This window comes from Hymenobacter sp., assembly GCF_031398885.1.
Lineage (GTDB): Bacteria > Bacteroidota > Bacteroidia > Cytophagales > Hymenobacteraceae > Hymenobacter.
The window spans coordinates 65,115-88,008 of the sequence record NZ_JANNOD010000056.1 but is presented as its reverse complement, the minus strand read 5'-3'; the positions used below and the strand labels follow the sequence as shown (position 1 = coordinate 88,008).

The window sequence follows — 22,894 nt, the reverse complement described above, 5'->3', positions numbered from 1 at the left end:
GCGCGGCAGTGGCGAGTAGTTAGGCGGCCCCTTGCAGCCAGCGGCGAAACTCGGCGCTGCGGTAGCGGCTGATGAGCACGGTTTCGGTGGGCTGGCCGGCCAGCGGGCCGGGGGTCAGGGTGAGGCGCAGCTTGCGGTTCACGTCGTCCTGCACGGTGCGCACGGCCCGCAGGTTCACCAGATACTGGCGGTTGATTTGGAAGAACTGACCGGCCGGCAGCCGGTCCGTCAGGGCGGCCAGCGAGTCATAGCTGGTGGTGAGGCTGCCGCCGTCGGCTCGCACCAGCCGCACCAGGCCGCCGGCCGAGTAGAAGTAGGCAATGTCGTCGAAGGCCAGCTGCTGCACCTGGCTGCCGCACTCGATGAGCAGGCCGGCCGGTGCGGGCCGGGCCGCGGCCATGGCCGGCGCGGCGGGTGCCGGTGCGGGGCGCGCCTGGCGCTCGGCCCGGCGGGCGGCCAGCTCCGTGGCCGTGGCCCGGCGCTGGGCAGCGAGGGCGCCGAGCAGGTACAGGCCCACGTAGCCAGCGTTGATGAGGGCCGAGAGCGTGAAGGCAATGAGCAGACCCAGCCCGAAGTCGGCCGCCGCCGGCCAGCTCCCGGAGCGCCAGTAGGTGAACAGCAAGAAAATGACCCCGAAGGTGACGGCCGTGGCCGCGCTGCCCAGCAGGGCCTGCCAGCCCAGCCGGCGCACCGGCCGCCGCTGAAACGGCAGGCGCCGGTCGAGGTAGCGGTACGCGGCCAGGTTAGTTTCCCAGCAGGCCAGCGTGATGGCCGCAATCAGCCCGGTGGCCGGCCAGGGAAATTGGTAGCCGGCCTGGCCGGGGAAGCGCTGGTAGAGCACCACGTGCGCCGCCAACACGGCCAGCACCGGAATGGCTACGGCCCGCACCCCCCACGCCTGTCGGCCCTGAATTGGAAGCATCGCCACCACGCTTAAAGTACGGTAAAAGCCCGCGCCACCGGGGCGCTCAAGGCTGATTTGGCCTTAAAGTTAAACCCCGCCCGCGGTCCTGCAACGGAGGACGAGCCGTCGTTTTTTGAGGGAATTCGAGGGATACTCCAGCGCAGCCATCCGGCCTGCCCCCAAATGATTTTGGCCCCGTGCGCAATAGCCAAGGGCCGATTCCATCGGGCCCGACTTTACGCTCGCAGTAGCTGGCCAAAAAAATAATTGGGCGGTGCGGTCCGGTTCGGGAAAGGTGGTTCGTCTTAGGAGTGAATTTCATGTTTCATCCTTTAATTCTTTATCCCATGAAAACTTTTTTCTTGTACGCGGGCCTGCTGCTGGGCGGCGCGGGGCTGGCCCTGGCGGGGCTGGTGGCGGGGGCGCCCCGCCAGCTGCGCGTGGTGAGCGCCGTGGTGGTGCGGGCCCCGCGCAGCTTGGTGTACGACCAGGTGCGCTACTTCCGGCAGTACCCGCGCTGGTCGCCCTGGCGCGACACCGACCCGCGCCAGCGGTTTGCCCTGCGCGGGCCCGACGGGGCCGTGGGCGCCCGGTTCAGCTGGGTGGGCGTGGCCGAGCCCGGCCGGGGCTACCAGCAAATCGTGGCCCTGACGCCGGCGCGGCGGGTAGCCATCGCCTGCCGCATCGAGCAGCCGTTCCGCTCGGCTCCGACCGTGGAGTACGCCTTCGAGGCCGTGCCTGGCGGCACCCGCGTCACCCAGCGGTTCGAGACCGCGCTGCCCGTCCCGCTCAATGCCCTCGCCCCGCTGTTGGGCCTGCGCGGCAACATCCGGCAAGTGAACGAGCGGGGCCTGGCCAACCTGCGTCGGCATTGCGAGCAGTTGGCCGCAGCTCGTCCGCTCCCCGTCGCCCCGGCGCTGGCCGCAGCTCGCTGACTGGCGTCGCTTCAGCCCCAGGAGTTTCTCTCTCTTTTCTCTTTTTCTCTCATTCTCACTTACTTTTCAATCATGGAAAAATTCATGCTCATCTTCCACAGCTTCGCGGCCACGGCCGAGGCGTTCAACAACCCGTCGCCCGAGGCCATGCAGGCCGAGCTGCAAAAGTGGAACCACTGGATTGGCAGCATCGCCGCCCAGGGCCGGCTGGCCGGCACCGAGGCTCTGCTGCCCACCGGCAAAACCCTGACCGGCTCCCAGCGCGTGGTGACCGACGGCCCCTACACCGAGGGCAAGGAAATCGTGGGCGGCTACCTGTTCGTGCAGGCCGCCGACCTCGACGAGGCCGCCCGGCTGGCCGAGGGCTGCCCCGTGTTCGAGCACGAGGGCTCGGTGGAAATCCGGCCGATTATGGCGCTGGCCTAGCGCGAGTCTACTTGCTGATTGCTGCCAGAACAAGGCCGGGCCCCGTCGCCCGGCCTTGTTTCGGCAAAGACTACCCCTGATTTTTCCCTTGGTGATGCCTGTCGCGGTCCCGGATGCTTCTGAGCGCCTCGTGGCGCACCTGTTTCGCCACGAGGCGGGGCGCCTCCAGGCCGTGCTGGCGCGCTGGCTGGGCCTGCATCGGCTCGACGAGGCCGAGGACCTGGTGCAGGACACCCTGCTGCAGGCCCTCACCGTGTGGAAGGTGCGCGGCGTGCCCGAGCAGCCCGCCGCCTGGCTCTACGCCGTGGCCCAGCGCAAAACCCTCGACCTGCTGCGCCGCGAGCAGCGCTACCGCCGCCTGGCCGGCCAGCTGGCCCCGGCACCCGAAACGACGCCCGACCCGCCCGCGTCCGCCCTGTTTCTGGCCGAGGAAATCACGGACAGCCAGCTGCGGATGCTCTTCGCCTGCTGCCACCCGGCCCTGGCCCCGGAAGCCCAGCTGGCCCTGTGCCTGAAAATTCTGGGGGGCCTGAGCGCTGCCGAGCTGGCCGGGGCCTTCCTGGTGCCCGCCGATACCATGACCAAGCGCCTCTACCGGGCCAAGGAGCGGCTGCGGGCCGTGGCCGGGCCGCTCGAAGTGCCCAGCGGGGCGCCGCTCACCGGCCGGCTGGCCGCCGTGCTCAAAAGCCTGTACCTGCTCTTCAACGAGGGCTATAATTCGGCTCATCCCGACCAGCTCATCCGCCGCGAGCTGTGCGAGGAAGCCCTGCGCCTGGCCCTGCTGCTCACCCAGCACCCGCGCACCAACCGCCCCGAAACCCACGCCCTGCTGGCCCTGCTCTGCTTCCAGACCTCGCGCTTCGCCGCCCGCACCGACGCCGACGGGGCCATCGTGCTGCTCGCCGACCAGGACCGCCGCCGTTGGCACCAGCCGCTCATCGCCCAGGGCCTGCGCCATCTGGGGGCAGCGGCGGCGGGCGAGGCGGCCGGCGAGTTTCATCTCGAAGCGGCCATTGCGCTGGAGCACTGCCGCGCCCCGACTTACGCCGCCACCGACTGGCCCGCCATTGGCCGCTACTACGACCAGCTGCTGCTGCTCAAGCCCACGCCGGTGGTGGCGCTGCACCGCGCCGTGGCCCTGGCCCAGGCCGTGGGGCCGGCCCCGGCCCTGGCCGCCGTGCTGGCCCTGGCCGGCCTCGACCAGCACCACCTCTACCACGCCGTGCTCGGCGAGCTGTACGCCCAGACCGGCCAGCCCGCCCCGGCCGCCCGGCACCTCGACCGCGCCCTGGCCCTCACCGCCTCGCGGCCGGAACAGGACCTGCTGCGCCGCAAGCGCGCCGCCCTGCCCGGCGCACCCGGCCCCGATGATGACGAGCTGCCCCAGTAAGAGCCTAGCCAAATGGGGCATTGACAAAATCAGCCCGTCATGCAGCGCGCAGCGAAGCGTCTCGCCCGCTTCGTCTTAATGATTGAGCTACTACCCCGAGCGAGATGCTTCGCTGCGCGCTGCACGATGCCCTCTGGCTGCGCGCTGCATGACGCCCTCTGTGGGACACGCTCCAAGCCGCAGCCGTATTCCGGCTTCACCCCACCCCGAAAATCTGCATCAGTACCTGCTCGCGCAGGTCGCGGCTTACGGGCACGCGGTGCTTGCCCAGCAGCAGCTCGTTGCCGTCGAGGGCCGTGACCTGGCCCACGGCCACCAAATAGGAGCGGTGCACCCGCAGAAACTGGCCGGCCGGCAGCTGGGCCTCCAGGTTTTTGAGGCGCTCCAGGGCCACCAGCACCCCGCCCGGCGTGTGAATGCGCACGTATTCCTGCCAGCTTTCCACGAACAGAATATCGGCCAGCGCCACCTTGCGGTACTGCCCGTCGGCCTTGATGGTAAGGAAGGCGGGCGGCGCGGGGAGCCCGGCGCCTGGGCCCGGCGCGGGCAGTGGGGCGGCTGCGGCCAGCGCCAGCCGGGCCTTGTTCAGGGCCTGGAGCAGCCGCTCGAAAGAGTAGGGCTTGGGCAGATAATCCACCGCGTCGAGCCCGAAAGCTTCCACCGCGTGCTCGCTGTAGGCGGTGGTGAAGATGGTGAACGGCCGCCGCGAGAGCGAGCGGAGCAGCTCCAGGCCGCTGAGGCGGGGCATCTGGATGTCGAGGAAGAGCAGGTCCACGGGCTCGCGGCCCAGCAGCGCCAGCGCTTCGAGCGGCTCCCGGATTTTGGCCACGATTTCAAAGTCGTCGAGGCGTTGCAGGTAGCCTTCGAGCAGGTTCAGGGCCAGGTACTCGTCGTCAACGAGCAGGGTGCGAATCTTCGGCATGGGGCAAGAGCGGCAAGTGCAGGCGAGCGGTGAAGGTAGTGGGCGTGGCCAAGGTGAGCAGGGCGGCGCGGGCGGCCCCGTGGGTGAGGCGCAGGCGCTGGCGAATGTTGTCCAGGCCCACGCCGTGGGCGGCGTCTTTGGGCTGATCGGCGGCGTCCTTGGTGTTCTCGGTTTCAAACACCAGCTCCGTGGCCGTCACTTGCAGCCGCAGGCGGACATAGCCGGCGGGGTTGTAGTCGAGGTCGCCGTGCTTGAGGCAGTTTTCGACCAGCGGAATCAGCAGCATGGGCTCGATGTCGGGCCCCGGCGCGGGGCAGTCCACGGCCAGGGTGATGGGCACCGGGTGCTCGAACCGGACCTGGTAGAGCCAGAGCAGCTCCCGGATGTGCTCGACTTCCTGCAGCACCGGCACCCGGGCCTCGCGGGTGCTGTAGATGGCGTAGCGGAGCAGCGCGGCCAGGCGCAGCACCATTTCGGGCGCTTCGGGGGCGCGGGCCACCGTGAGGGCGTAGAGGTTGTTGAGGGTGTTGAAGAGAAAGTGCGGGTTAATCTGGGAGCGCAGGTAGAGCAGCTGGGCCTGCTGCTGCTGGCTGATGGTGGCCTGGGCGCGCCGGGCCTCGGCCTCGCGGCGGCGCAGCGCCGTTACGAAGTAGCTCACCCCCAGCACCAGCCCGTGCAGCAGCAGCACGTAGAGCCGGTAGCGGTTCAGCGACGGAAATCCGGTGGCCATGTCGGCCCCGAACAGCGCCGCGTCCAGCCCCAGCCGCAGCGCCGACACGCCGCCCCCCAGCGCCAGCGCCGCCAGCAGGTAGGCCCCCGGGCCGGGCCGGGCCAGCAGCCGCGGCATCAGCACCCGGGCGTTGCCGTAGTAGAGCAGCAGCAGCAGGCCCAGGCCCAGGGCGTCGCGCTCCAGCGGCTGCCCGATGTGGTTATTAAGGAAAAACGGCAGGTAGGCCACGAACAGCGCGCTCCACACGGCGACGTGCAGCAACCAGTTTCGCCGCTGAGTAAGGTTCATGCCGGGGAGCGGAAGGTGAAAAAAGCCGGCCACCAGAGCCGGGCGCGGCCGCCGAAATGTAGGCACCGCTGGCCGGCCGCGGCCTACCCGGGATTAACGCGGCGCAGCTCGGGGGCCGCCTCCGGGTCCGGCGCCGGCTTGAGGCCGAACAGCAGGCGCAGGATGCCCACCCGGCGCACCACGAACTCGTACAAAAACGCCGTGCCCGCGAAGGTGCCCGCCACGATGACAGCGTACTTAATTGCTATGCCGGCCGACCACTGCAGGACGTAGTACCCGAGGATAATAAGCACGGTCTGGTGCAGAATATAGAAGGGGTAAACCGCCTCGTTGGTGTACGCCAGAAAGGCGTTGCTCCGCTGCAAGTGGTGCCGGGCGAAGCCGATGAAGCACAGTATCCAACCCCAGATATTGAGGCACTTGAACACGCAGAACGCCAGCCAGCCGGCCGTGGTGGTTTCCAGGAAGCCCTCGCCCGGCGAGTGCCAGCCCACGTAAATCAGCGCGGATGAAACGGCGCCCACGGCCAGGTAGCCCCAGCGGTTCTGCTCCACTTGCGGCCACACCCACTCGCTGAGCGAGAGCACGAAGCCGTAGAGCAGGAAGGTGAGGTAAAAGGCGAAGTTATACCAGTCGGCCACTAGGTTCCGGGTGTCAGGCCAGCGGCTGCGAAGCAGGACTTCGATGAGCACTAAAGGCACCACCAAGCCGAGCAGCCGGTAGTGGCCGGTCCAAAAGCCCGCTCCCGCCCCGCGGCTCCCGGCCTCGTTGCGCCGGCGCAGCCACAGGAACACCGGCAGCAGCAGCACCGAGTAGGCCAGCAGGTACACGATGAACCACAGGTGGTTCCAGGTGAAGTTGCCGGCCTCGAAAAAGTGCGGATAAAACCCCAGGTACGACGGGTAGCTGACGCCGTGGCTGAGGCGCTCCAGGTACGTCTGCGGCGGAATGACGAGCAGAATGCCGGCCACGAGCGGAATGCCCAGCCGCCGCAGCCGGTCCTGCAGAAACACCCGCCCCGGGCGGCGGCGCAGGGCAAAGCGGGTGCCGACGCCGGCCACGAAAAACAGTAGCGGCAGCCGCCACTGGTTCACGAACAGCATGGGTGGCTTGAGGTCCTCGGTGAGCCCCGCGTTCTGGATGTGGAAGCCCCAGTCCACGAACATCAGCCCCGCGTGGTAGGGCACCAGCAGGCCAAAGGCCAGCACCCGGAGCCAGTCGAAGTAAAACAACCGGCTGGTTTGAGCGGCGAGGGCCATGGGCGGTGGATTTTACGGGTTGATGCGGTGAAAATACACCTACGCCGCGCTGCTGGCAAATGGCTGGTCTTGGTTTCCGCCGAAGCGCCGGGAAACGGTGCGGCTGAAAAGAACGTCATGCCGAGCGCAGCCGAGGCAACTCGCGTGCAGCAGTAAATAATTTCGCCCCACGATGCGAGCGAGATGCTTCAGCTGCGCTCGGCATGACGTTCTTTTTACCTTCTTGCACAAGCACTCGGGCTCAGCCCGCCGTGGCCCGCTCGTACCGCTCCTCGTTCAGGCGGTGGTTGGTGCCCATCCAGGTGTCCCAGAAGTTGAAGTACAGGCCGTAGTTGCCCTTCACCAGTTGGTGGTGCAGGTTGTGGTGGGTGCCGGTGTTCTGCCAGCGGCCCAACCAGTGGCGGTGCAAGCGCGGGGGCAGCAGCTCGTAGCCCAGGTGGCCAATGACGTTGAAGGTGAGCGTGTACACCCCAAAAATGGCCAGCGCCAGCGGGTGCACCGGCAGCACGAACACGGCCAGCGGCAGGATGCCGGCCTCAATCACGGCTTCCAGCGGGTGGAAGGCGTAGGCGGCCCAGGGCGAGGGATTGTGCGAGAGATGGTGCACCCGGTGCACGTGCGGGAAAATCAGTCGGTGGTGCATCAGCCGGTGCGACCAGTAGAAGTACGTGTCGTGCAGCCCGATGAGCAGGCCCACGCTCAGCACCAGGTAGGGCCAGCCGTGCGTCTGCACGTCGGCGTACATCTGGGTGTAGCCCAGCTTCCGCAGCCAGAAAACCAGCAGGAAAATCCCGGCAAAAATCACGGCCGTGAGCAGGGAGTAGCCCACTTCCTGCCGAATCTGCTTGTCGGTGGGGAAGTGGGGCTGAATGCGGCGGGCCAGCCACTGCCGGCGGCGCCACACGTAAAAGAACAGGTAGGCCCCGCCGGCAAACAGCAGGTAGCGCAGCAGCACGTTGGCCAGCACCAGGCCGGAACCAGCGGCCGGACTCAGGGTGGCGGGCAGGAGGAAGTTCATGAGGGAAAAAGCTAGTGAAAAAGTAAAACAGAAAGCTTCAAAACGTAGTCAGGTAACCTCGCGCAGCAAAGCGCTGCATTTTTGCCGGACTTGCGGGTCTTCGGGCCGCAGGTCGGGCAGGGCCAGCGCCCGGCGCAGCAGCGCCTGCGCTTCGCCGGGGCGGTCCAGGTGCCGGCAGGCGGTGGCGGCCAGCAGGTAGAACTTCAAGTTGCCGGGCTGCAGGCGCAGGGCTTGCTGGCAGCAGTGCAGGGCCCGCTCGTTGCTGGCCCCCGCGGCGGCCGGGCCGGCCACCATTCGCTCGGCCCAGCTCAGGTTGGCCAGGCCCAGGTGCCAGCCGCCCAGCAGGGCCCAGCTTTCGGCGTGGCGGGGGTTGAGGGCCACGGCCCGGCCCGCGTGCCAGCGCACGGTGCGGCCGGCCGCCAGCCGCTCGGCGTGGCTGGCGCCGCTCATTTGGGCCACCCCCGCCACCAGGGCCACGGCGTAGTGCGCCTCGTGGCGGGCCGAGTCCAGGCGCAGGGCGCGGTCGGCCAGCGCCCGGGCCTGCCGGAAGCTGGTTTGCCGCGCGGCTTGGTCGGGCTGCCGCAGCGCCAGCTGGGCGGTGAGCACGGCGCGGTTCCAGAGGGCCTCAAAGTTGTCGGGGGCCACGCGCAGCACCCGGTCGTAGGCCGCAGCGGCCGGCTCGCGCTGGAAGCGGGCCTGGTAGGCCGCGCCCTGCGCCAGGCTTTGCTGGATGGTCGGCTCCGAAGCTGCCGCCCCCGCCGCCGGCCCGGGGGCGGGGCCCAGCACCAGCAGCGTCGGCAGGGCCAGCAGCTGCATCGAACGAGTACAGAGGGCTAGAAAAAGCATGGGAGAAAGAATGAAGAGTGAGAAATCACGGGAGCCTCAACCAACGGGCCCGGCCAATTGCGCTTTTCAGGGGAGGGTAATGACCCGGGACGTGGGGCCGACGGTGAGCGTGGCCGTCTTGTCGCAGGTGCCGGAGCCGTAGTCGAGCCCGAAGGCGGGCTTCGCCGCGGCTTTGAGCGACAGCGTGCCGCTCGCCGGGTAGATGATGCCCTGGCTCAGGCAGGCGCTCTGCACCAGCAGCGGGCTGGGGGTGGTGACGGCATAGGCCACGCCGTTGCGCCAGGTGAGGGTGCCCGCGGTGACAATGGCAAACACGTCGTCCTGCGCCGTGCCGGTGCCCTCGCCCGTGGTCCATTCGGTGGTGCGGGCCAGGTCGGCCAATAGCGTGCCGCCGCCGTTGGCCAGGGCGAGGCTGCCGCCCGCCACGGTGGTGGTGTACTGGAGCTTGCCGGCCGCGTTGCGGCTCACGCCGCTGAGCGTGACGGTGCCGCCCACCGCGTTGTTGTCGACCGAGTAGCCGGCGAAGGTGAGGACGGTTTGGGAGCCGGGGGTGAGGTAGCCGCCCTGGTAGGTCACCGTGATTTTGCCCTTGCGCACCCGCCCGTCGGGGCCGGTGCAGCCGGCGGAGCCGAAGTCTAGGGTGACGATGCCGGCGGCGCGGTCCAGCGTGAGCTGGGCGCAGGAGGACGTAACGGGCCCCGCCGTGGCGCTGGCCTGGGCGCTGCGCTCGGCCTCGCCGGCCAGGCGCAGGGCGTCGTCGTAGGCGGCCTGGGCGTAGCTGCCGTCGGCGGCGGTTTGCTGCTCTTCGACGACGCTGGGCTCGGGCGTTTCGCGGTCGGCGTGGTTGCAGCTGCTCAGCAGCAGCGCGGCGCACAGGGCAGTCAGGAGGGCGGGGCGGGGGGTACAGGCGTTCATTTTTGCAGGCGATGAAGGGGGGTTATGGCTATTCACTCGAATAACTGCTTCAAAGGTGCCCGCCCGGCCCAGGCCCGCGAAAACAATTCAACCAACGGTTCGCCGCCGCCCACCAACCGCCGGTTTTTGTCAACGGGGACGAGCCGCGCCCCGGCTCAGCAGCGTTTGGAGCGCTCACCCCTTTTAAACTTTTGCCGGCACCTCCCATCCAACGGGCTAAACTCAACCCCTGACGCACCATGAAGCGACTTTTTCTCTTGCTTGGGCTCGTTGGCAGCCCCTTCTTCGGAGCCCGCGCCCAGACCGCCGACTTCAGCGCCGTCGACGCCTTGTTCACCACCAATCTCAGCCGCTACAATGGCAGCGTGGTGTGCCTCGTGAAGCAGAACAACCGCGTGGTGTACTACAAGGCGCTGGGTAGTCGCGACAGCCTGTCGGTGGTGCCCATTGCCTCGGCTACCAAGAACATTACCGGGGCCGTGGTGCTGCGCCTGGCCCAGGAGGGCCTGATTGGGCTCGATGACTCCATCGGCCGCTACCTGCCGCGAGCCACGTTCTTTCGCAAGGGCAATTCCACCATCCGGCAAAACTTTTCGCATACCGGCGGCTGGGCCGGCACCAGCGGCGAAGACTTTCTGGCCCGCCCTGCCCTCAGCCTGGCCCAGTGCGTGGACAGCATCCTGCGCGAAGACCCGCAACTCTACCGGCCCGGCACGGCCTTCCGGTACGGCGGCGTCTCGATGCAGGTGGCCGGCCAGTGCGCCGCCGTGGCCGCGGGCACCGACTGGAACGCGCTCTTCACCACCCGCCTCAAGCAGCCGCTGGGCCTGAGCAGCACCACCTACCAGCTCAGCAGCCCCACCAACCCGCGCCTGGCCGGCGGCATCAGCTCCAACGCCCGCGACCTGATGCGCTTCACCCAGTTCATCCTGCGCAACGGCAAGGTGGGCACCACCCAGGTCATCGACTCGGTGTGGATGCAGGAAATGTGGCGCGACCAGACCAACCGGGTGCCCCAGCTGGCCTCGCCCTACCCGGACAACCCCGCCTACAATAACCCCTACAACCAACCCATTATTTACTACGGGTTCGGGGCCTGGCAGGACGTGTACAACCCCGCCACCCAGTACACCGAGCAAATCAGCGGGGCCGGCGCCTTCGGCACCATCTACTGGGTGGACCGCTGCCGCGGGATTACGGGCGTCATCGTCACCCAATCCAGCTACGCCACCACCGCCGCCACCTCCATGCAGGCCATCGACCTGATTCGGGCCGCCATCGGTGGGGGCTGCGGCACCATTACCGCCGTGCGCGAGACGGCTGCCGCCGCCGCCGTGTTGATTTACCCCAACCCCGCCCAGGAAGCCGTGTATTTCAGCACGCCCAACCTGCAGCCCGCGACGGTCAGCATCTACGCGCCCGACGGCCGGCTGGTGCAGCCCCCGACGCGCGTGCTGGCCAACACGGCGCTGTTCCTGCGCGGCTTGGCGCCGGGCGTCTACTACCTGCGCATCGCGCTGGCCGATGGCACCCGGGCCTACCGCCAACTGCTCGTGCAGCCGTGAGCCGGGCTTTAATGAACGTGTTGCTCGTCGGCGCGTCGTGCCTGTTCGCCGGGCGGCCGGCGCAGGCGCAGGGCCCCGCCGCCTGGCGATGGGCGGTGGCGGGCGGCTCGGCCGGCGTCGACGACTACTGCCGGGGCGTGGCCCTGGACGAGCGGGGCGCGGTGTGGGCCACTGGCGACTTCAAAAACAGCTTCCTGCTGGCCGGCACGCCGGTGCAGGCCGTGGGCGGAGCCGACGCCTACGTGGTGCGCCTGCGCCCTAACGGTACGCCGCTGATGGTGCGCACCTTTGGCGCGCTGGGCCCGGAAGTCGGCGTGGACCTGGACACCTACGGCCCGGAATGCGCGGCCTACGTCACGGGCACCTACTTTAGCCCCCAACCCCTGAACCCCGGCGTGAGCCTGCCCACGCCGCGCGGGCAGCGCGACGCCTACGTGGCGCAGTTCGACTCGCTGGGCCGGGCCGTGTGGGCCTCCGCGTTCGGCAGCCGGGGCAGCGACTCGGGCAACGAAGTGGTGACCTCCGCCACGGGCGAGGTTTGGGCGACGGGCCTCTTCGCGGGCGACACGCTCACGTTTCCCAACGGGAGCCAGGTGGTGAAAGCCGGCGGCCCCGACGAGGTGTGGGTAAGCAACCATTCGCGCACGGGCCGCTTCCGGCGGGGCTTCGCGCTGCCTGGCACCGGCCACGAGGAGGGCCGCGGCATCAGCGTGGACGCCACCGGCCACGTGCTCCTGACCGGCGAGTTCGACGCCGCCGTGTACCTGGCCGGCGATACGCTCCAGACGCGCGGCAGCAGCGACATCTACCTGGTGCGCTACGACAGCTTGGGGCAGGTGCAGTTTTACAAGCACTGGGGCGGGGCGGGCCTCGACCACGCCCGCGGCGTGGACGCCGACGCGGCCGGCAACGTGTACGTGTCGGGCGTGTTCACGGGCAGTGTCAGCTTCGACGGCACCGTGCTCACGTCCGCGGCCGGCAGCAAAGACATCTTCCTCGCCAAGCTCACGCCCACCGGCACGCTGTTGTGGGTGCGGCAAATCGGGGGCCCTTCGCCCGTGGACGAGGGCGCGGAGCTGGAAGTCAGCGGTACCACCGGCAACATCGTGCTGGCCCCCAACGTGGGCGCGGTCACGACGCTGCCCAACGGGGTGGTCGTAACCGGCAACGCGCAAAACCAACTGGTGCTGAAATTAAATCCGGCCGGGCAGGTGCTGAGCTACAAGCTGGTGCCCGGCACCGGGGGGCAGGTCATCAACTTTGCCGTGGGCCTTGACGGTCAGGAGAACGTGGCCGTGGTCGGCTCCTTCACGGGCAATATGACCTTCGATGCCCTGCCGCTGGCGGGCGAGCCCCAACCCACCACGCCGGGTGGGCCGCTGGTGGGCGACTTCTACCTGGCCTACCTGCCCGCGTCGGCGGGGGTGCTGGCCGCCGCGCCCGCGGTCGGGCCGGTGCCAACGGCGCAGGTTTACCCCAACCCCGTGACGACGACGCTGTGCCTCGATGCGCCGGTTGGCGGGGTGGCCCGCGCAATACTGCTCGACGGCCAGGGTCGCCGGGTGCGCGACTGGCCGCGGCCGGTGGCCTCTCTCGACGTGGCCGACGTGCGGCCCGGCTACTACCTCCTGCGGCTGGAGCTGCCGGACGGGACCGTCGTGCATCAAGCCCTTCTCAAACAGTAACGCTTCCCATATCCATGAAAAAGCTATTCTCCCTCCTGCTGTTGCTGCTGCCGTGGCTGCCCGCGGCGGCGCAGGCCCCGGCCCCCCTCGTCGCCGACTCGGCGGTGCTGCAGGGGGTGCTGCGCAAGTGGTACACCCAATTGCCCCGCAACTACGCCACCCAGACTGCCGCGCCGCTGCTGCTGGCCTTGCACGGGGGCCTGGGCACGGCCCGCAATTTCGCGGGCTCCAGCGGCTGGCCGGCCATTGCCGACACGGCCGGCGTCATCGTGGTGTTCCCCGAAGGCGGCATTGAGCAGCGACCGGGCGGTTTTGTCTGGAACATCTACTCCTGGGACGCCACTTATTCGTTCTACAATTCGACCCTCAACGACGTGGCGTACCTGGACACGGTGATGAACCGGGTGAGCCGCCGCTACCGCGTCGACGCCAACCGGGTGTACCTGATGGGCTTTTCCAACGGCAGCAGCATGGTCAACACCTACCTGTTCCGCAACTCGGCCCGGCTGGCGGCGGCGGCCCCGGTCAGCGGCTCGTTCATGACCACGCTGGCCATCAACCCCTACGCCAATCCGTACCAGCCCAACGGCAAGGTGCCCGTTTGGATTTGGCGGGGGCAGCAGGAAAACCAGCAGGTGCCCGGCACCAGCGAAACCCGCTCGGTCTCGGACCAGAACCAGAAGCGTTACTGGATTAGCTACAACCAAACCGGCCCGGGGGCCGACCGCAGCACCCGCCCCACCCTGGGCGGCTACACCTACGCCGACACCCTGTTTGCCAGCGCCGACTGCCGGGGCGCGGTGCGCTTCACGGAAGTCGCGGGCCAAAACCACCAGTTCGTGCCCGCCTACGCTGCCCGCCTCTGGGACGAGTTTTTCCGGGGCACCGTGCGCACCTGCGTCAGCCAGCCGCTGGCCGCGGCCCCGGGGGCCAGCCGGACGGTGCTCAGCGTGTATCCCAACCCGGCGCGCACCGAGTTCCGGCTGGGCACCAACCAGCCGGTGGCGCTGACGACCCTCTATAACGCGACCGGCAGGGCCGTGCCGTTGCGGCAGCGAGAAGCAACCTACTCACTGAGCGGGATTGGGCCGGGGCTTTACCTGCTGCGCGTCCAGTTCCGCGACGGCACGGCGGGGACCCAGAAGTTATTAGTTGAATAGGAATCAGCGCCAAAAGTCCCTTGCCAGGAAAAGAAGGTGATGCACTCTTGGCGTCGCAAAAAAGTGAGCCAGCAGTTCGCCCGGAAGTTGCTGACCCACATGCTGTACCCGCGCTTTGGGCGTGCCCTCTTCAGCGCGGCAGAACCTTCGGCGATGGGGTCCGACGATTTGGCCATTGCCGGCAACGGGGTGGCCATCCGCAGTATTGTTCCAGAAATGACTCCGGTCGGGTAGGCTCGTTCTGCTGGGGGCGTAGGCGGCCAAAAGCTACTGGCTTGCGAAAACCACGCGCCGGGGCCCGGTTGTTTTCCGGGTCCCGGCGTGGCGGGGCGTTGAACCAGTCCCCGGGGACATTGGTCCAGCGGAGAGGGTAGTTCGGGGTGAACGCCGGCGGCGGGCCACGGGGCCGTGTAATTTAGCCCCTTCCCACTTGCCGGTCTTCTCACTCACCCCCCCGATTCCTTGGCCACAACTGCTGCTGCTCCCGATAACTTGCCGGACCGCGTTGGCGCGTTGGAAGACGCCCTGCGCCAATCCCAAATCGCCAACGCGCACCTGCAGGCGCTCACCCAGCACCTGCGCGACGGCCTGTTGCTGCTCGACGCGGCCGGCACGGTGCTGCTGGTGAACGAGCAATACTGCCAGTTGCTGGAACTGCCCGGGCCGGCCAGCCACTGGACTGGCCAGCCGCTGGAAGCGCTGGTGGCGCTGGTGCGGGAGCGCGTGGCCGACCCCGCCGCCTACCTCGCCGAGCTGGCCACGGCCCGGGAAGCCCCGGGCTCCCTGCTCAACGCCCTGCTGCCGCTGCGCAGCGGCCGGCTGCTGGCGCGCGACGTGGTGCAGGTGCCTCTCGGCGAGGGAACGGGCTGGCTGCTGAGCTGCCGCGACGTGACCGCCCAGCACGCGGGCGAAGCGCAGCTGCGGCTGCTGGCGCGCATCTCCGAGCAAAACCCCAACCCCATCATGCGCTTCAACGGGGCCGGGGAGCGGGTGTACGCCAACCCCGCCACGTTTCGCTTCGCCGAGCGGCTGGCGCCCGCCGAGGTGCAGGCGCTGCGCAGCAGCCTGCGCGCCGTGGCCGCCCGCAGCCTGCAACTGGCCGAGCCCCAGGAGCTGGAAGTCCAGGCCGGGGAGATGCTCATGCAGGTGTTTGTGGCGCCTTTTCCGGCCGAAGACTACGTCAACGTCTACCTCGTCGACATCACGGCCCGGCACGCGGCCGAGCGGCAGGTGCGCGAGCAGCAGCAGTTTACGCAATTGGTGCTCGACACCGCGCCCAGCGCTATTTACGTGCGGGACGACGCGGGCGCCATCGTCTTCAGCAACCGGGCCATGCAAGCGCTGACGGCCGACATGCAGGACCTGCCGGCGCGGGCCGCCGCCAACCCCGCCGGCGTGGAGGCCTGGGAGATGGCCCAACACGCCCGGGCCGACGCCCGGGTGCTGGCCACGGGCCAGCAAGTGACGTCCGAAGACCGCCTGACCCTGGGCCCGGACGACGTGCGCTGGTTCCACACCGTGAAGCGGCCCCTGCCCCGCCCCGACGGCCGCGGGCTGGTGCTGGGCGTGAGCACCGACATCACCGCCACCAAAGAAGCCCAGTTCAGCCTGGCCCACACCGAGAAGCAGTACCGCGACCTGGCCCGGTACTCGCAGGCCCTGATTTGCACCCACGACCTGAACGGCGTCATGCTCTCGGTGAGCCCGGCCGTGGCCCAAATGATGGGCGCCCCGGCCGAGGCGCTGGTCGGCCAGCCCCTGAGCGCCGGGGTGCCGCCCGCCCTGCGCCCGCAGGTGGCGGCCTACCTGGCCCTGATGGCCCAACGGGACGAGCACAGCGGCTTGCTGCAAGTCCAGACAATCAGCGGCGAAACCCGCTACCTGCTCTACCACAACTACCGCGTGCAGGAGAACGGGCAGACGACCCACGTGGTCGGCTACGGCCAGGACATCACCGCGCGCATCCAGGCCGAGCAGGCCACCATGCGGGCCCGCGACGAAGCCGAGGCCACCGCCCGCGCCCGCGAGAACTTCCTGGCCAACATGAGCCACGAAATCCGCACGCCCATGAACGGGGTGCTGGGCATGACGGCCCAGCTGGCCAAAACCCGCCTCGACCCGCGCCAGCAGGAGCTGGTGGACGTCATTCAGCAGTCGGGCCAGCACCTGCTGGGCGTGCTCAACGACGTGCTCGACATGGCCAAAATCACGGCGGGCCAGCTGGAGCTGGAGGAGCAGGCCTTCAACCTGTGCGACTCGATGGGCGCCGCCGTGCAGGGCCTGGCGCTGCAGGCGCAGGAAAAGGGCCTGGAATTCGTGGGCACGTCGCTGCGCGACACCTGCCCGATGCCCTGGGTGCTGGGCGACGCCCACCGCCTCAACCAGGTCCTGATTAACCTGGTCAGCAACGCGGTCAAGTTCACCGCCCAAGGCCGCGTCACGGTGCGGGGCGAGCAGCTTGCCGAAACCGCCGACTCGCTCACCGTCCGCTTCAGCGTGCAGGACACCGGCCCCGGCATCGACCCGGACAAGCAGGCCCACATCTTCGAAAGCTTCACCCAGGCCTACGCCGACACGGCCCGGCGGCACGGCGGCACCGGCCTGGGGCTGAGCATTTCGCGGGCGCTGGTGGCCCAGATGGGGGGCGAGCTCACCCTGGCCAGCGCGGTGGGCGAGGGCAGCACCTTCGCCTTCACCCTCACCCTGCCCAAAGCCCCGGCGGCGGCCGAGCGGCCGGACGAGGCGGCCGCGTACGACACCGGCCACCTCGTGGGCGCGCGGGTGCTGCTGGTGGAAGACAACGACATCAACCGCCTGGTGGCCCGGATGATGCTGGAGCCCTGGGGCGTGCGCCTCGACGAGGCCACCGACGGCCCGGCCGCCCTGACCCAGCTCGACGAACAGACCTACGACGTGGTGCTGATGGACATCCAGCTGCCCGGCATGAACGGCGTGGAAATCACCCAGCGCCTGCGCCAGATGGCCGATGCCAAGCGGGCGGCCACCCCGGTCATTGCCCTCACGGCCAATGCCTTTCGGGCCGACGTGGACGGCTACCTGGCCAATGGGTTCAACGACTACCTGGCCAAGCCCTTCGAGGAGGAAGAGCTGTACCGCAAGATTGAAGCCCTGCTGCCCGCCGCCGTCCCGGCCTACGACCTTACCCAACTGCGCCACATGGCCCAGGGCCGCCCCGTGTTCGTGGAGCGCATCCTCCGCTCCTTTCTCGCCAATATGCCCACCAGCCTGGCCCAGCTGCGCGGGGCCGCCGCCGCCGCCGACTGGCCCGCCGTGGCCCGCCTGGTGCACCACATCAAGCCCAACCTGCAGGCCCTGGCCGTGGTGGGCACCGCGGAACCCGTGGCCCTGCTCGAACGCCTGCACCAGGCCGCCACCGCGGGCGGCGAGGCACCTGCTCCGGCGGCGCTGACCCCGGCCGTGGAGCTGCTGCTGCTCGCCGTGGAGCGGGCGCTGCGCGAGCTGCCCGGCGAGGAAGGGCTGCTGCCGGCCCAGGGCTAGGGAGTCAGGTTTGCGTCGGCACGAGTATTCCACAAGCGGCCGCCGGCTGATTCGTGTTGCGGGCGGGCAAAGCCGTGGGAGCCGCTCCCGGAGCTGCGGAGAATCAGGGCGGTTTTCGGGTTCGCGCGCGGGTGGCGCGAAGCGGGGCCTCGCGCCACATCCAACCCTACGTCTCTGCGGTCGAAGGCGGCTAGCGCACCAAAAGAAAATGTCGCCGGCGAGTTGAATTTCTTGCAGCAGCGCCAGGCTGGCGGGCGGGTATTTTTCGGAAGAGACCCGGCGCAACGGGTGGTGCAGGTGGCCCAGCGCGGCGGTGCCCCGGGCTTCTTTCCCGCGGTTCTTTTCGTCTTGCAGGGAAGCAAAAAACGTGTCTCGCGTCGTGGCCCCGGGCGCCAGGGCGGGCAGGAGGAACTGCCGGCGCCCCGCTCCTTAGGCTGCGCGCCTTAGTCGAACCGGGGCCGGGGTGAAACTCCCAAACGGCCACTAGTCGTGGTCCTCAAACTTGCCCATGGCCCCGTTCTCGAAGTCGGCAATGGCCTGCACCAGTTCTTCGTTGGTGTTCATCACGAATGGCCCGTACGTAGCCAGGGGCTCTTCGATGGGCGCGCCGGCCAGCACCAGCACGATGCTGTCCTCGGTGGCGGTGAGGTGGGCGTCCGGCGAGTTCCAGCCCAGCACCACCAACTGCTTGGTGGCGGCGGGGCGCTCGCCGTGGAGCAGCACGGCGCCCTTCACGACGTAGAGGCCCACGTTGTAGGCAGCGGGCAGGCTCAGGGTTAGTTCGGCGCCTTTGGGCAGGTGCACGTCGAGCATGGTCAGGGGCGAGAAGGTGGTGGCCGGGCCGCGCACGCCTTCGTAGCTGCCCGCAATCACGCGGATGGTGCCTTGGCCGTCGGCCGTGGGCAGCGTCTTGATGGCCGAGGACGGGATGTCCTGGTAGTTGGCCGGCGCCATTTTGTCCTTCTTGGGCATGTTCACCCACAGCTGCACCACCTCCAGCGTGCCGCCCTTGCGCGTGAACTCCTTCTCGTACAGCTCCTCGTGCATGAGGCCGGCGCCGGCCGTCATCCACTGCACGTCGCCGGGGCCAATGTTGCCCGCGTGGCCGGCCGTGTCGCGGTGCGCGAGTACGCCCTGGTACATGACGGTCACGGTTTCGAAGCCGCGGTGGGGATGGGGCGGCGAGCCCAGCGGCTGCTCGCTCGGGGCAATGGCCATCGGGCCAATGTGGTCGATGAGCAGGAAGGGGCTGAGCTGGCGGATGCGCGGCCCCGGCATGGGACTCGTCACCTGGAAGCCGTCGCCCACGGCCTTCTTGTTGCCATCGATGACTTGAAAAATTCGGCGGAAAGAAGTTGCTACGGTAGTGTCCATGAGAAACAAAGGGGAAAGTAGACGAAAAGCACGGGCCGCGCAGCCGCGGCGGTTTGGTAAAAGCAGTTGGCGGCAAAATAGTTATCCGGGGCGCGCCGCGCCGCGCCGAACTTTCCCGCCGCCGGGTTGCTTTAGCCGGTTGTACTTTTGTGCCGCACGCGGCCCCGCCGCTTTTACTCATTCATACGACAATGGCAGTTTATCCCGAATACATGGTGGCGCCCATCCGCCAAGACCTGACCGAAGTGGGATTTGAGCAGTTGATGACCCCGGAAGAAGTTGACACCGCCCTCGCTTCGAACGAAGGCACCGTGCTGGTGGCCGTGAACTCGGTGTGCGGCTGCGCCGCCGCCAAGGCCCGCCCAGCCCTGAAAATGGCCCTGGCCAGCGCCGACAAAAAGCCCGGCAAGCTCGTGACCGTGTTTGCCGGCATGGAAACCGACGCCGTGGCCAAGATGCGCGAGCACCTGCTCCCGTACCCGCCCTCGTCCCCTTGCATTGCCTTGTTCAAAGACGGCGAGCTGGTGCACATGATTGAGCGCTACCACATCGAAGGCTCCGACGCCATGCGCATCGTCAACAACCTGCAAGGCGCCTTCGCAGAGTATTGCTAAGCCCGAGCCGCCGGCTTGGATTCGTGAATGGTCGTTCCGGTTTCGGGGCGGCCATTTTTGTTGTTACTCGATTCGGCCTTCTCAGCGGGCTTTGCAAAGACAATGAGCAGCACGCCGCTCACCATCAAGGCTGCGCCCAGCACCACCTGCCACGTGAGCTTTTCCTTGAGAAAAATAGCCGCCAGCGTCACCGAAAACACCAGCGCCACGTTGGTCATCGGCGACACCCGCGAGGCATCGCCAATGGACAGCGCCCGAAACGCCAGCAGCGAGGACGTAGCCGTCAGGATGCCCGCCGTAACCAGAATAAGCCACGTTTTGCGTTCAATGCGGCCAATTTCGGGCAATAATCCCTGCCAGAGCACCGTGCCCCAGGACACGATAATAATCAGCACCGCCTGCACCGCAAAGGCCAGACTCGGCGGGACATTCCTGATGCCCGCTTTCGACAACGTTACCACCACGGCGGAAATCAGCGCCGCCAGCAAAGCAAAAACAACCCACATATATAACCCCAGAAATATCAGCTAAACAGCACCATAGGCGTACTTCCCAATACGCGGTTGGGTGGGGAGGGTTCAACTTATCAGTTTGCGAGCAGCCAATGAAAAAGCCGCTCCTACTCGAGAGCGGCTTTCGCAATGTCACGGCTTTGGCGCTACGAAACGCGGGAAGTTATAGCCGTTTCCAGGTCAGTTTATACGTTCTGCTTTCCACTTCACCTCACCCCCAGTCCCTCTCCCGCGGAGAGGGGAGCCGCTCCCGACCTACGGTTGGCCCCCCTCTCCGCGGGAGAGGGGCTGGGGGTAAGGTGAAAGGTGTACACGAACCTGAAAAATGGGCTAGTTCGCCACCTCGCTGATGAACTTGATGCGCACTAGGCGCAGCTCTTCCTCGGTGAAGTCGTCGCCCATTTCCTGCATGGCCACGGCAATGTTGTCGGTGCTGGCCGTCATGAAGTAGTCGTAGATTTCTTCCTGGCGCTCTTCCTCCACCATTTCGTCGAGGTAGTAGCCCAGGTTGAGGCGGGTGCCGGAGTAGCAGATGTGTTCGATTTCCTCCATCAATTCGGCCATGGCGATGCCCTTGGACGAGGCAATGTCCTCGAGCATCATCTTCTTGTCGATTTGCTGGATGATGTAGATTTTGATTTTGGAGCGGTTCACGGCCGACTTCACCACCACGTCCTCGGCGGTTTCGATGTCGTTGTCCTCCACGTACTGCCTGATGGCGGCCACGAACGGCGCCCCAAACTTCTGGGCCTTGCCCTGGCCCACGCCCGACACGTGCGTGAGGTCGTGCAGCGTGGTGGGGTAGGTGGTGGCCATCTCCTTCAGGCTCGGGTCCTGAAAAAGAACGTAGGGCGGGAGGTTCTTTTGCTTGGCCACCTGCTTGCGCAATTCCCGGAGCTGCACAAACAGCGCTTCGTCGTGCCCGGCGGCCTGCTGCACCTCCACTTTTTCCTCGTCGGCCTTCTGCTCGGCGTCGAAATTGTGGTCTTTGGTGAGGGTAATGGAGTACGGATGCTCAATAAAATCAAGGCCCTTGTCCGCGATGCGGACCAGGCCGATGCTATCAATGTCCTTTTCCAGAAAGCCGTTGAGCAGGCACTGGCGCAGCACCGAGTGCCAGAATTGCGCGTCGCCCAGCGCCTGGCCCTGCCCGTATACCGGCAGCGCGTTGTGGGCGTAGCTCTCGATGTGCGGGTTGCTCAGCCCCAGCAGCACCTGCCCGATGTGCGTGAGGTTGAAGCGGGCTTCGGTCTGGACCACCGCGCGCAGGGCCAGGCCCACGGCGGCTTCGCCCTCGAACCGCTCCTTGGGGTGGCGGCAGTTGTCGCAAAAGCCGCAGTCCGTGTCCAGCACCTCGCCGAAGTAGTGCAGCAGTTGCCGGCGGCGGCACACCGCGCTTTCGGCGTAGTTGGTCATTTCGGCCAGCAGCTGGTGGGCGTTGTCGCGTTCGGTCACCGGCTTGTCCTTGCTGAACTTCTCCAGCTTCAGAATGTCGTCGTAGCTGTAGAACATCAGGCAGTTGCCTTCCAGGCCGTCGCGGCCGCCGCGGCCGGTTTCCTGGTAGTAGCCCTCGATGCTCTTGGGCGCGTCGTAGTGAATCACGAAGCGCACGTCGGGCTTGTCGATGCCCATGCCGAAGGCAATGGTGGCCACAATCACGTCGCACTCCTCGTTGAGAAACGCGTCCTGGTTGTCGATGCGCACCTGCTGGTCGAGGCCGGCGTGGTAGGGGCGGGCGCGCACGTCGTTCACGCGCAGCAGCTCGGCAATTTCCTCCACTTTCTTGCGGCTCAGGCAGTAGATGATGCCGGCCTTGCCCTTGTGCTGCTTCACGTACTGAATCAGCTGCTTCTTGGTGTTGTGTTTGGCCCGCACCTCGTAGTAGAGGTTGGTGCGGTTGAAGCTGGTTTTGAACACGCTGGCGTCGTCCATCTGCAGGTTCTTCTGAATGTCGAGCTGCACCTTGGGCGTGGCCGTGGCCGTGAGGGCAATGATGGGCACGTTGCCGCCCAGGTTGTCGATGATGCCGCGAATCTTGCGGTATTCGGGCCGGAAGTCGTGGCCCCATTCCGAGATGCAGTGGGCCTCGTCGATGGCCACGAAGCTGATGGTCGACTTCAGCAGGAAGTCAATAGTGTCGTCCTTGGTGAGGCTTTCCGGGGCCACGTACAGCAGCCGCACCTCGCCGCTCATGACGTCTTTTTTCACCCGGTTCATCTCTGTTTTGGTCAGCGTCGAATTGTACACCTGCGCGTTCACCCCAAAGGCGCTGAGCTGGTCGACCTGGTTCTTCATCAGGGCGATGAGGGGCGAGATGACGATGGCCGTGCCCGAAATCACCAAGGCCGGCAGTTGGTAGCACAGGCTCTTGCCCGCGCCCGTGGGCATGATGACGAAGGTGTTGTGCCCCGCCAAAACGTTTTGAATAACAGCCTCCTGCGTGCCCCGAAACTGGCCGTAGCCAAATACTTCTTTTAGCGTATGTTTCAAATCGGCCACGACGGCCGGGGCTTCTTGGATGGCAACAGGGGACATAGGACGATAACTCAGGTGGGCGGCGTGCAGACGCGCGGTTCTTAACGAAGATAAGCATGGGCCCAGTTTTTTTGCGTGAAAAATGGTGTTTTTCATGAATTGTGGAAAACAATTTCTTTACATGGCATGAGCCGCCCCAAAGCCCGGAACCGGCCTGCGGTTCGGTCGGGCCATGCCGCGACCGTCGAAACAGCGGGTTGGCCACGCGCCGCCAATTGGATTAATAACGTGAGAACCGCGCCCGGGCCGCCGCAACGCCGGGCGGGCCCGCGCCGTTCGCGCCGCGTGCTCCCGGTC

Annotated in this window: 18 protein-coding genes; 8 read left to right on the top strand and 10 right to left on the bottom strand. The window is 67.3% G+C overall.

What is annotated here, in order from left to right; translation table 11 throughout:
- Positions 1-19: 19 nt before the first annotated feature.
- Positions 20-922, bottom strand: coding sequence for a LytTR family DNA-binding domain-containing protein (locus tag RMO51_RS11130; protein WP_310394638.1), 903 nt, complete (start codon positions 920-922; stop codon positions 20-22).
- Positions 923-1,251: 329 nt separating this feature from the next.
- On the opposite strand from RMO51_RS11130, the gene RMO51_RS11125 reads away from it, so the two are divergent.
- The 3 genes from RMO51_RS11125 (at position 1,252) to RMO51_RS11115 (ending at position 3,655) form a co-directional block, all read left to right on the top strand.
- Positions 1,252-1,839 carry an SRPBCC family protein gene (locus tag RMO51_RS11125; protein ID WP_310394636.1) on the top strand — a complete coding sequence of 196 codons (588 nt, stop codon included), beginning with the start codon at positions 1,252-1,254 and terminating at the stop codon, positions 1,837-1,839.
- Positions 1,840-1,911: 72 nt separating this feature from the next.
- On the top strand, positions 1,912-2,265 hold the full coding sequence (locus tag RMO51_RS11120) for a YciI family protein (protein ID WP_310394635.1): 354 nt from the start codon (positions 1,912-1,914) through the stop codon (positions 2,263-2,265).
- Between the two features lie 94 nt (positions 2,266-2,359).
- Positions 2,360-3,655, top strand: coding sequence for a sigma-70 family RNA polymerase sigma factor (locus RMO51_RS11115; protein ID WP_310394633.1), 1,296 nt, complete (start codon positions 2,360-2,362; stop codon positions 3,653-3,655).
- 196 nt (positions 3,656-3,851) lie between these two features.
- Here RMO51_RS11115 and RMO51_RS11110 read toward each other — a convergent pair whose 3' ends face one another.
- From RMO51_RS11110 to RMO51_RS11085, 6 genes are all read right to left on the bottom strand, one after another.
- On the bottom strand, positions 3,852-4,577 hold the full coding sequence (locus RMO51_RS11110; protein ID WP_310394631.1) for a LytTR family DNA-binding domain-containing protein: 726 nt from the start codon (positions 4,575-4,577) through the stop codon (positions 3,852-3,854).
- On the bottom strand, positions 4,549-5,595 hold the full coding sequence (locus RMO51_RS11105) for a histidine kinase (protein ID WP_310394630.1): 1,047 nt from the start codon (positions 5,593-5,595) through the stop codon (positions 4,549-4,551). Before RMO51_RS11105 ends, RMO51_RS11110 begins: the two co-directional genes overlap by 29 nt.
- A gap of 83 nt (positions 5,596-5,678) precedes the next feature.
- Complete coding sequence (locus RMO51_RS11100) at positions 5,679-6,854, bottom strand: acyltransferase family protein (RefSeq protein WP_310394629.1); 1,176 nt, start codon at positions 6,852-6,854, stop codon at positions 5,679-5,681.
- A 241-nt stretch (positions 6,855-7,095) separates the two neighbouring features.
- Positions 7,096-7,872, bottom strand: a complete 777-nt coding sequence (locus tag RMO51_RS11095) for a sterol desaturase family protein (RefSeq protein WP_310394628.1) — start codon at positions 7,870-7,872, stop codon at positions 7,096-7,098.
- A 48-nt stretch (positions 7,873-7,920) separates the two neighbouring features.
- Positions 7,921-8,718: a hypothetical protein gene (locus RMO51_RS11090; RefSeq protein ID WP_310394626.1), complete on the bottom strand. Its 798-nt coding sequence runs from the start codon at positions 8,716-8,718 to the stop codon at positions 7,921-7,923.
- 66 nt (positions 8,719-8,784) lie between these two features.
- On the bottom strand, positions 8,785-9,633 hold the full coding sequence (locus RMO51_RS11085; protein ID WP_310394625.1) for a hypothetical protein: 849 nt from the start codon (positions 9,631-9,633) through the stop codon (positions 8,785-8,787).
- Positions 9,634-9,872: 239 nt separating this feature from the next.
- Between RMO51_RS11085 and RMO51_RS11080 the strand changes: the two genes are divergently transcribed.
- From RMO51_RS11080 to RMO51_RS11065, 4 genes are all read left to right on the top strand, one after another.
- A complete protein-coding gene (locus tag RMO51_RS11080; RefSeq protein ID WP_310394623.1) occupies positions 9,873-11,198 on the top strand; it encodes a serine hydrolase in 1,326 nt (441 codons plus the stop codon).
- Positions 11,195-12,883, top strand: coding sequence for a hypothetical protein (locus RMO51_RS11075; protein WP_310394621.1), 1,689 nt, complete (start codon positions 11,195-11,197; stop codon positions 12,881-12,883). Before RMO51_RS11080 ends, RMO51_RS11075 begins: the two co-directional genes overlap by 4 nt.
- A gap of 14 nt (positions 12,884-12,897) precedes the next feature.
- Positions 12,898-14,043, top strand: coding sequence for a T9SS type A sorting domain-containing protein (locus RMO51_RS11070; RefSeq protein ID WP_310394619.1), 1,146 nt, complete (start codon positions 12,898-12,900; stop codon positions 14,041-14,043).
- A gap of 462 nt (positions 14,044-14,505) precedes the next feature.
- On the top strand, positions 14,506-17,562 hold the full coding sequence (locus RMO51_RS11065; protein ID WP_310394617.1) for a PAS domain S-box protein: 3,057 nt from the start codon (positions 14,506-14,508) through the stop codon (positions 17,560-17,562).
- A 483-nt stretch (positions 17,563-18,045) separates the two neighbouring features.
- On the opposite strand, the gene RMO51_RS11060 is transcribed toward RMO51_RS11065, so the two are convergent.
- A complete protein-coding gene (locus RMO51_RS11060; RefSeq protein ID WP_310394616.1) occupies positions 18,046-18,936 on the bottom strand; it encodes a pirin family protein in 891 nt (296 codons plus the stop codon).
- 191 nt (positions 18,937-19,127) lie between these two features.
- On the opposite strand from RMO51_RS11060, the gene RMO51_RS11055 reads away from it, so the two are divergent.
- Positions 19,128-19,550 (top strand): BrxA/BrxB family bacilliredoxin, encoded by a 423-nt coding sequence (locus tag RMO51_RS11055; protein WP_310394614.1) that lies wholly within the window; start codon positions 19,128-19,130, stop codon positions 19,548-19,550.
- Here the strand turns inward: RMO51_RS11055 and RMO51_RS11050 are convergent.
- On the bottom strand, positions 19,547-20,056 hold the full coding sequence (locus RMO51_RS11050; RefSeq protein ID WP_310394612.1) for an EamA family transporter: 510 nt from the start codon (positions 20,054-20,056) through the stop codon (positions 19,547-19,549). The two genes, RMO51_RS11055 and RMO51_RS11050, sit on opposite strands and share 4 nt — an antisense overlap.
- A gap of 336 nt (positions 20,057-20,392) precedes the next feature.
- The gene (gene recQ / locus RMO51_RS11045; protein WP_310394610.1) at positions 20,393-22,597 is read right to left on the bottom strand and encodes a DNA helicase RecQ; all 2,205 of its coding nucleotides are present in this window, start codon (positions 22,595-22,597) and stop codon (positions 20,393-20,395) included.
- Positions 22,598-22,894 lie beyond the last annotated feature (297 nt).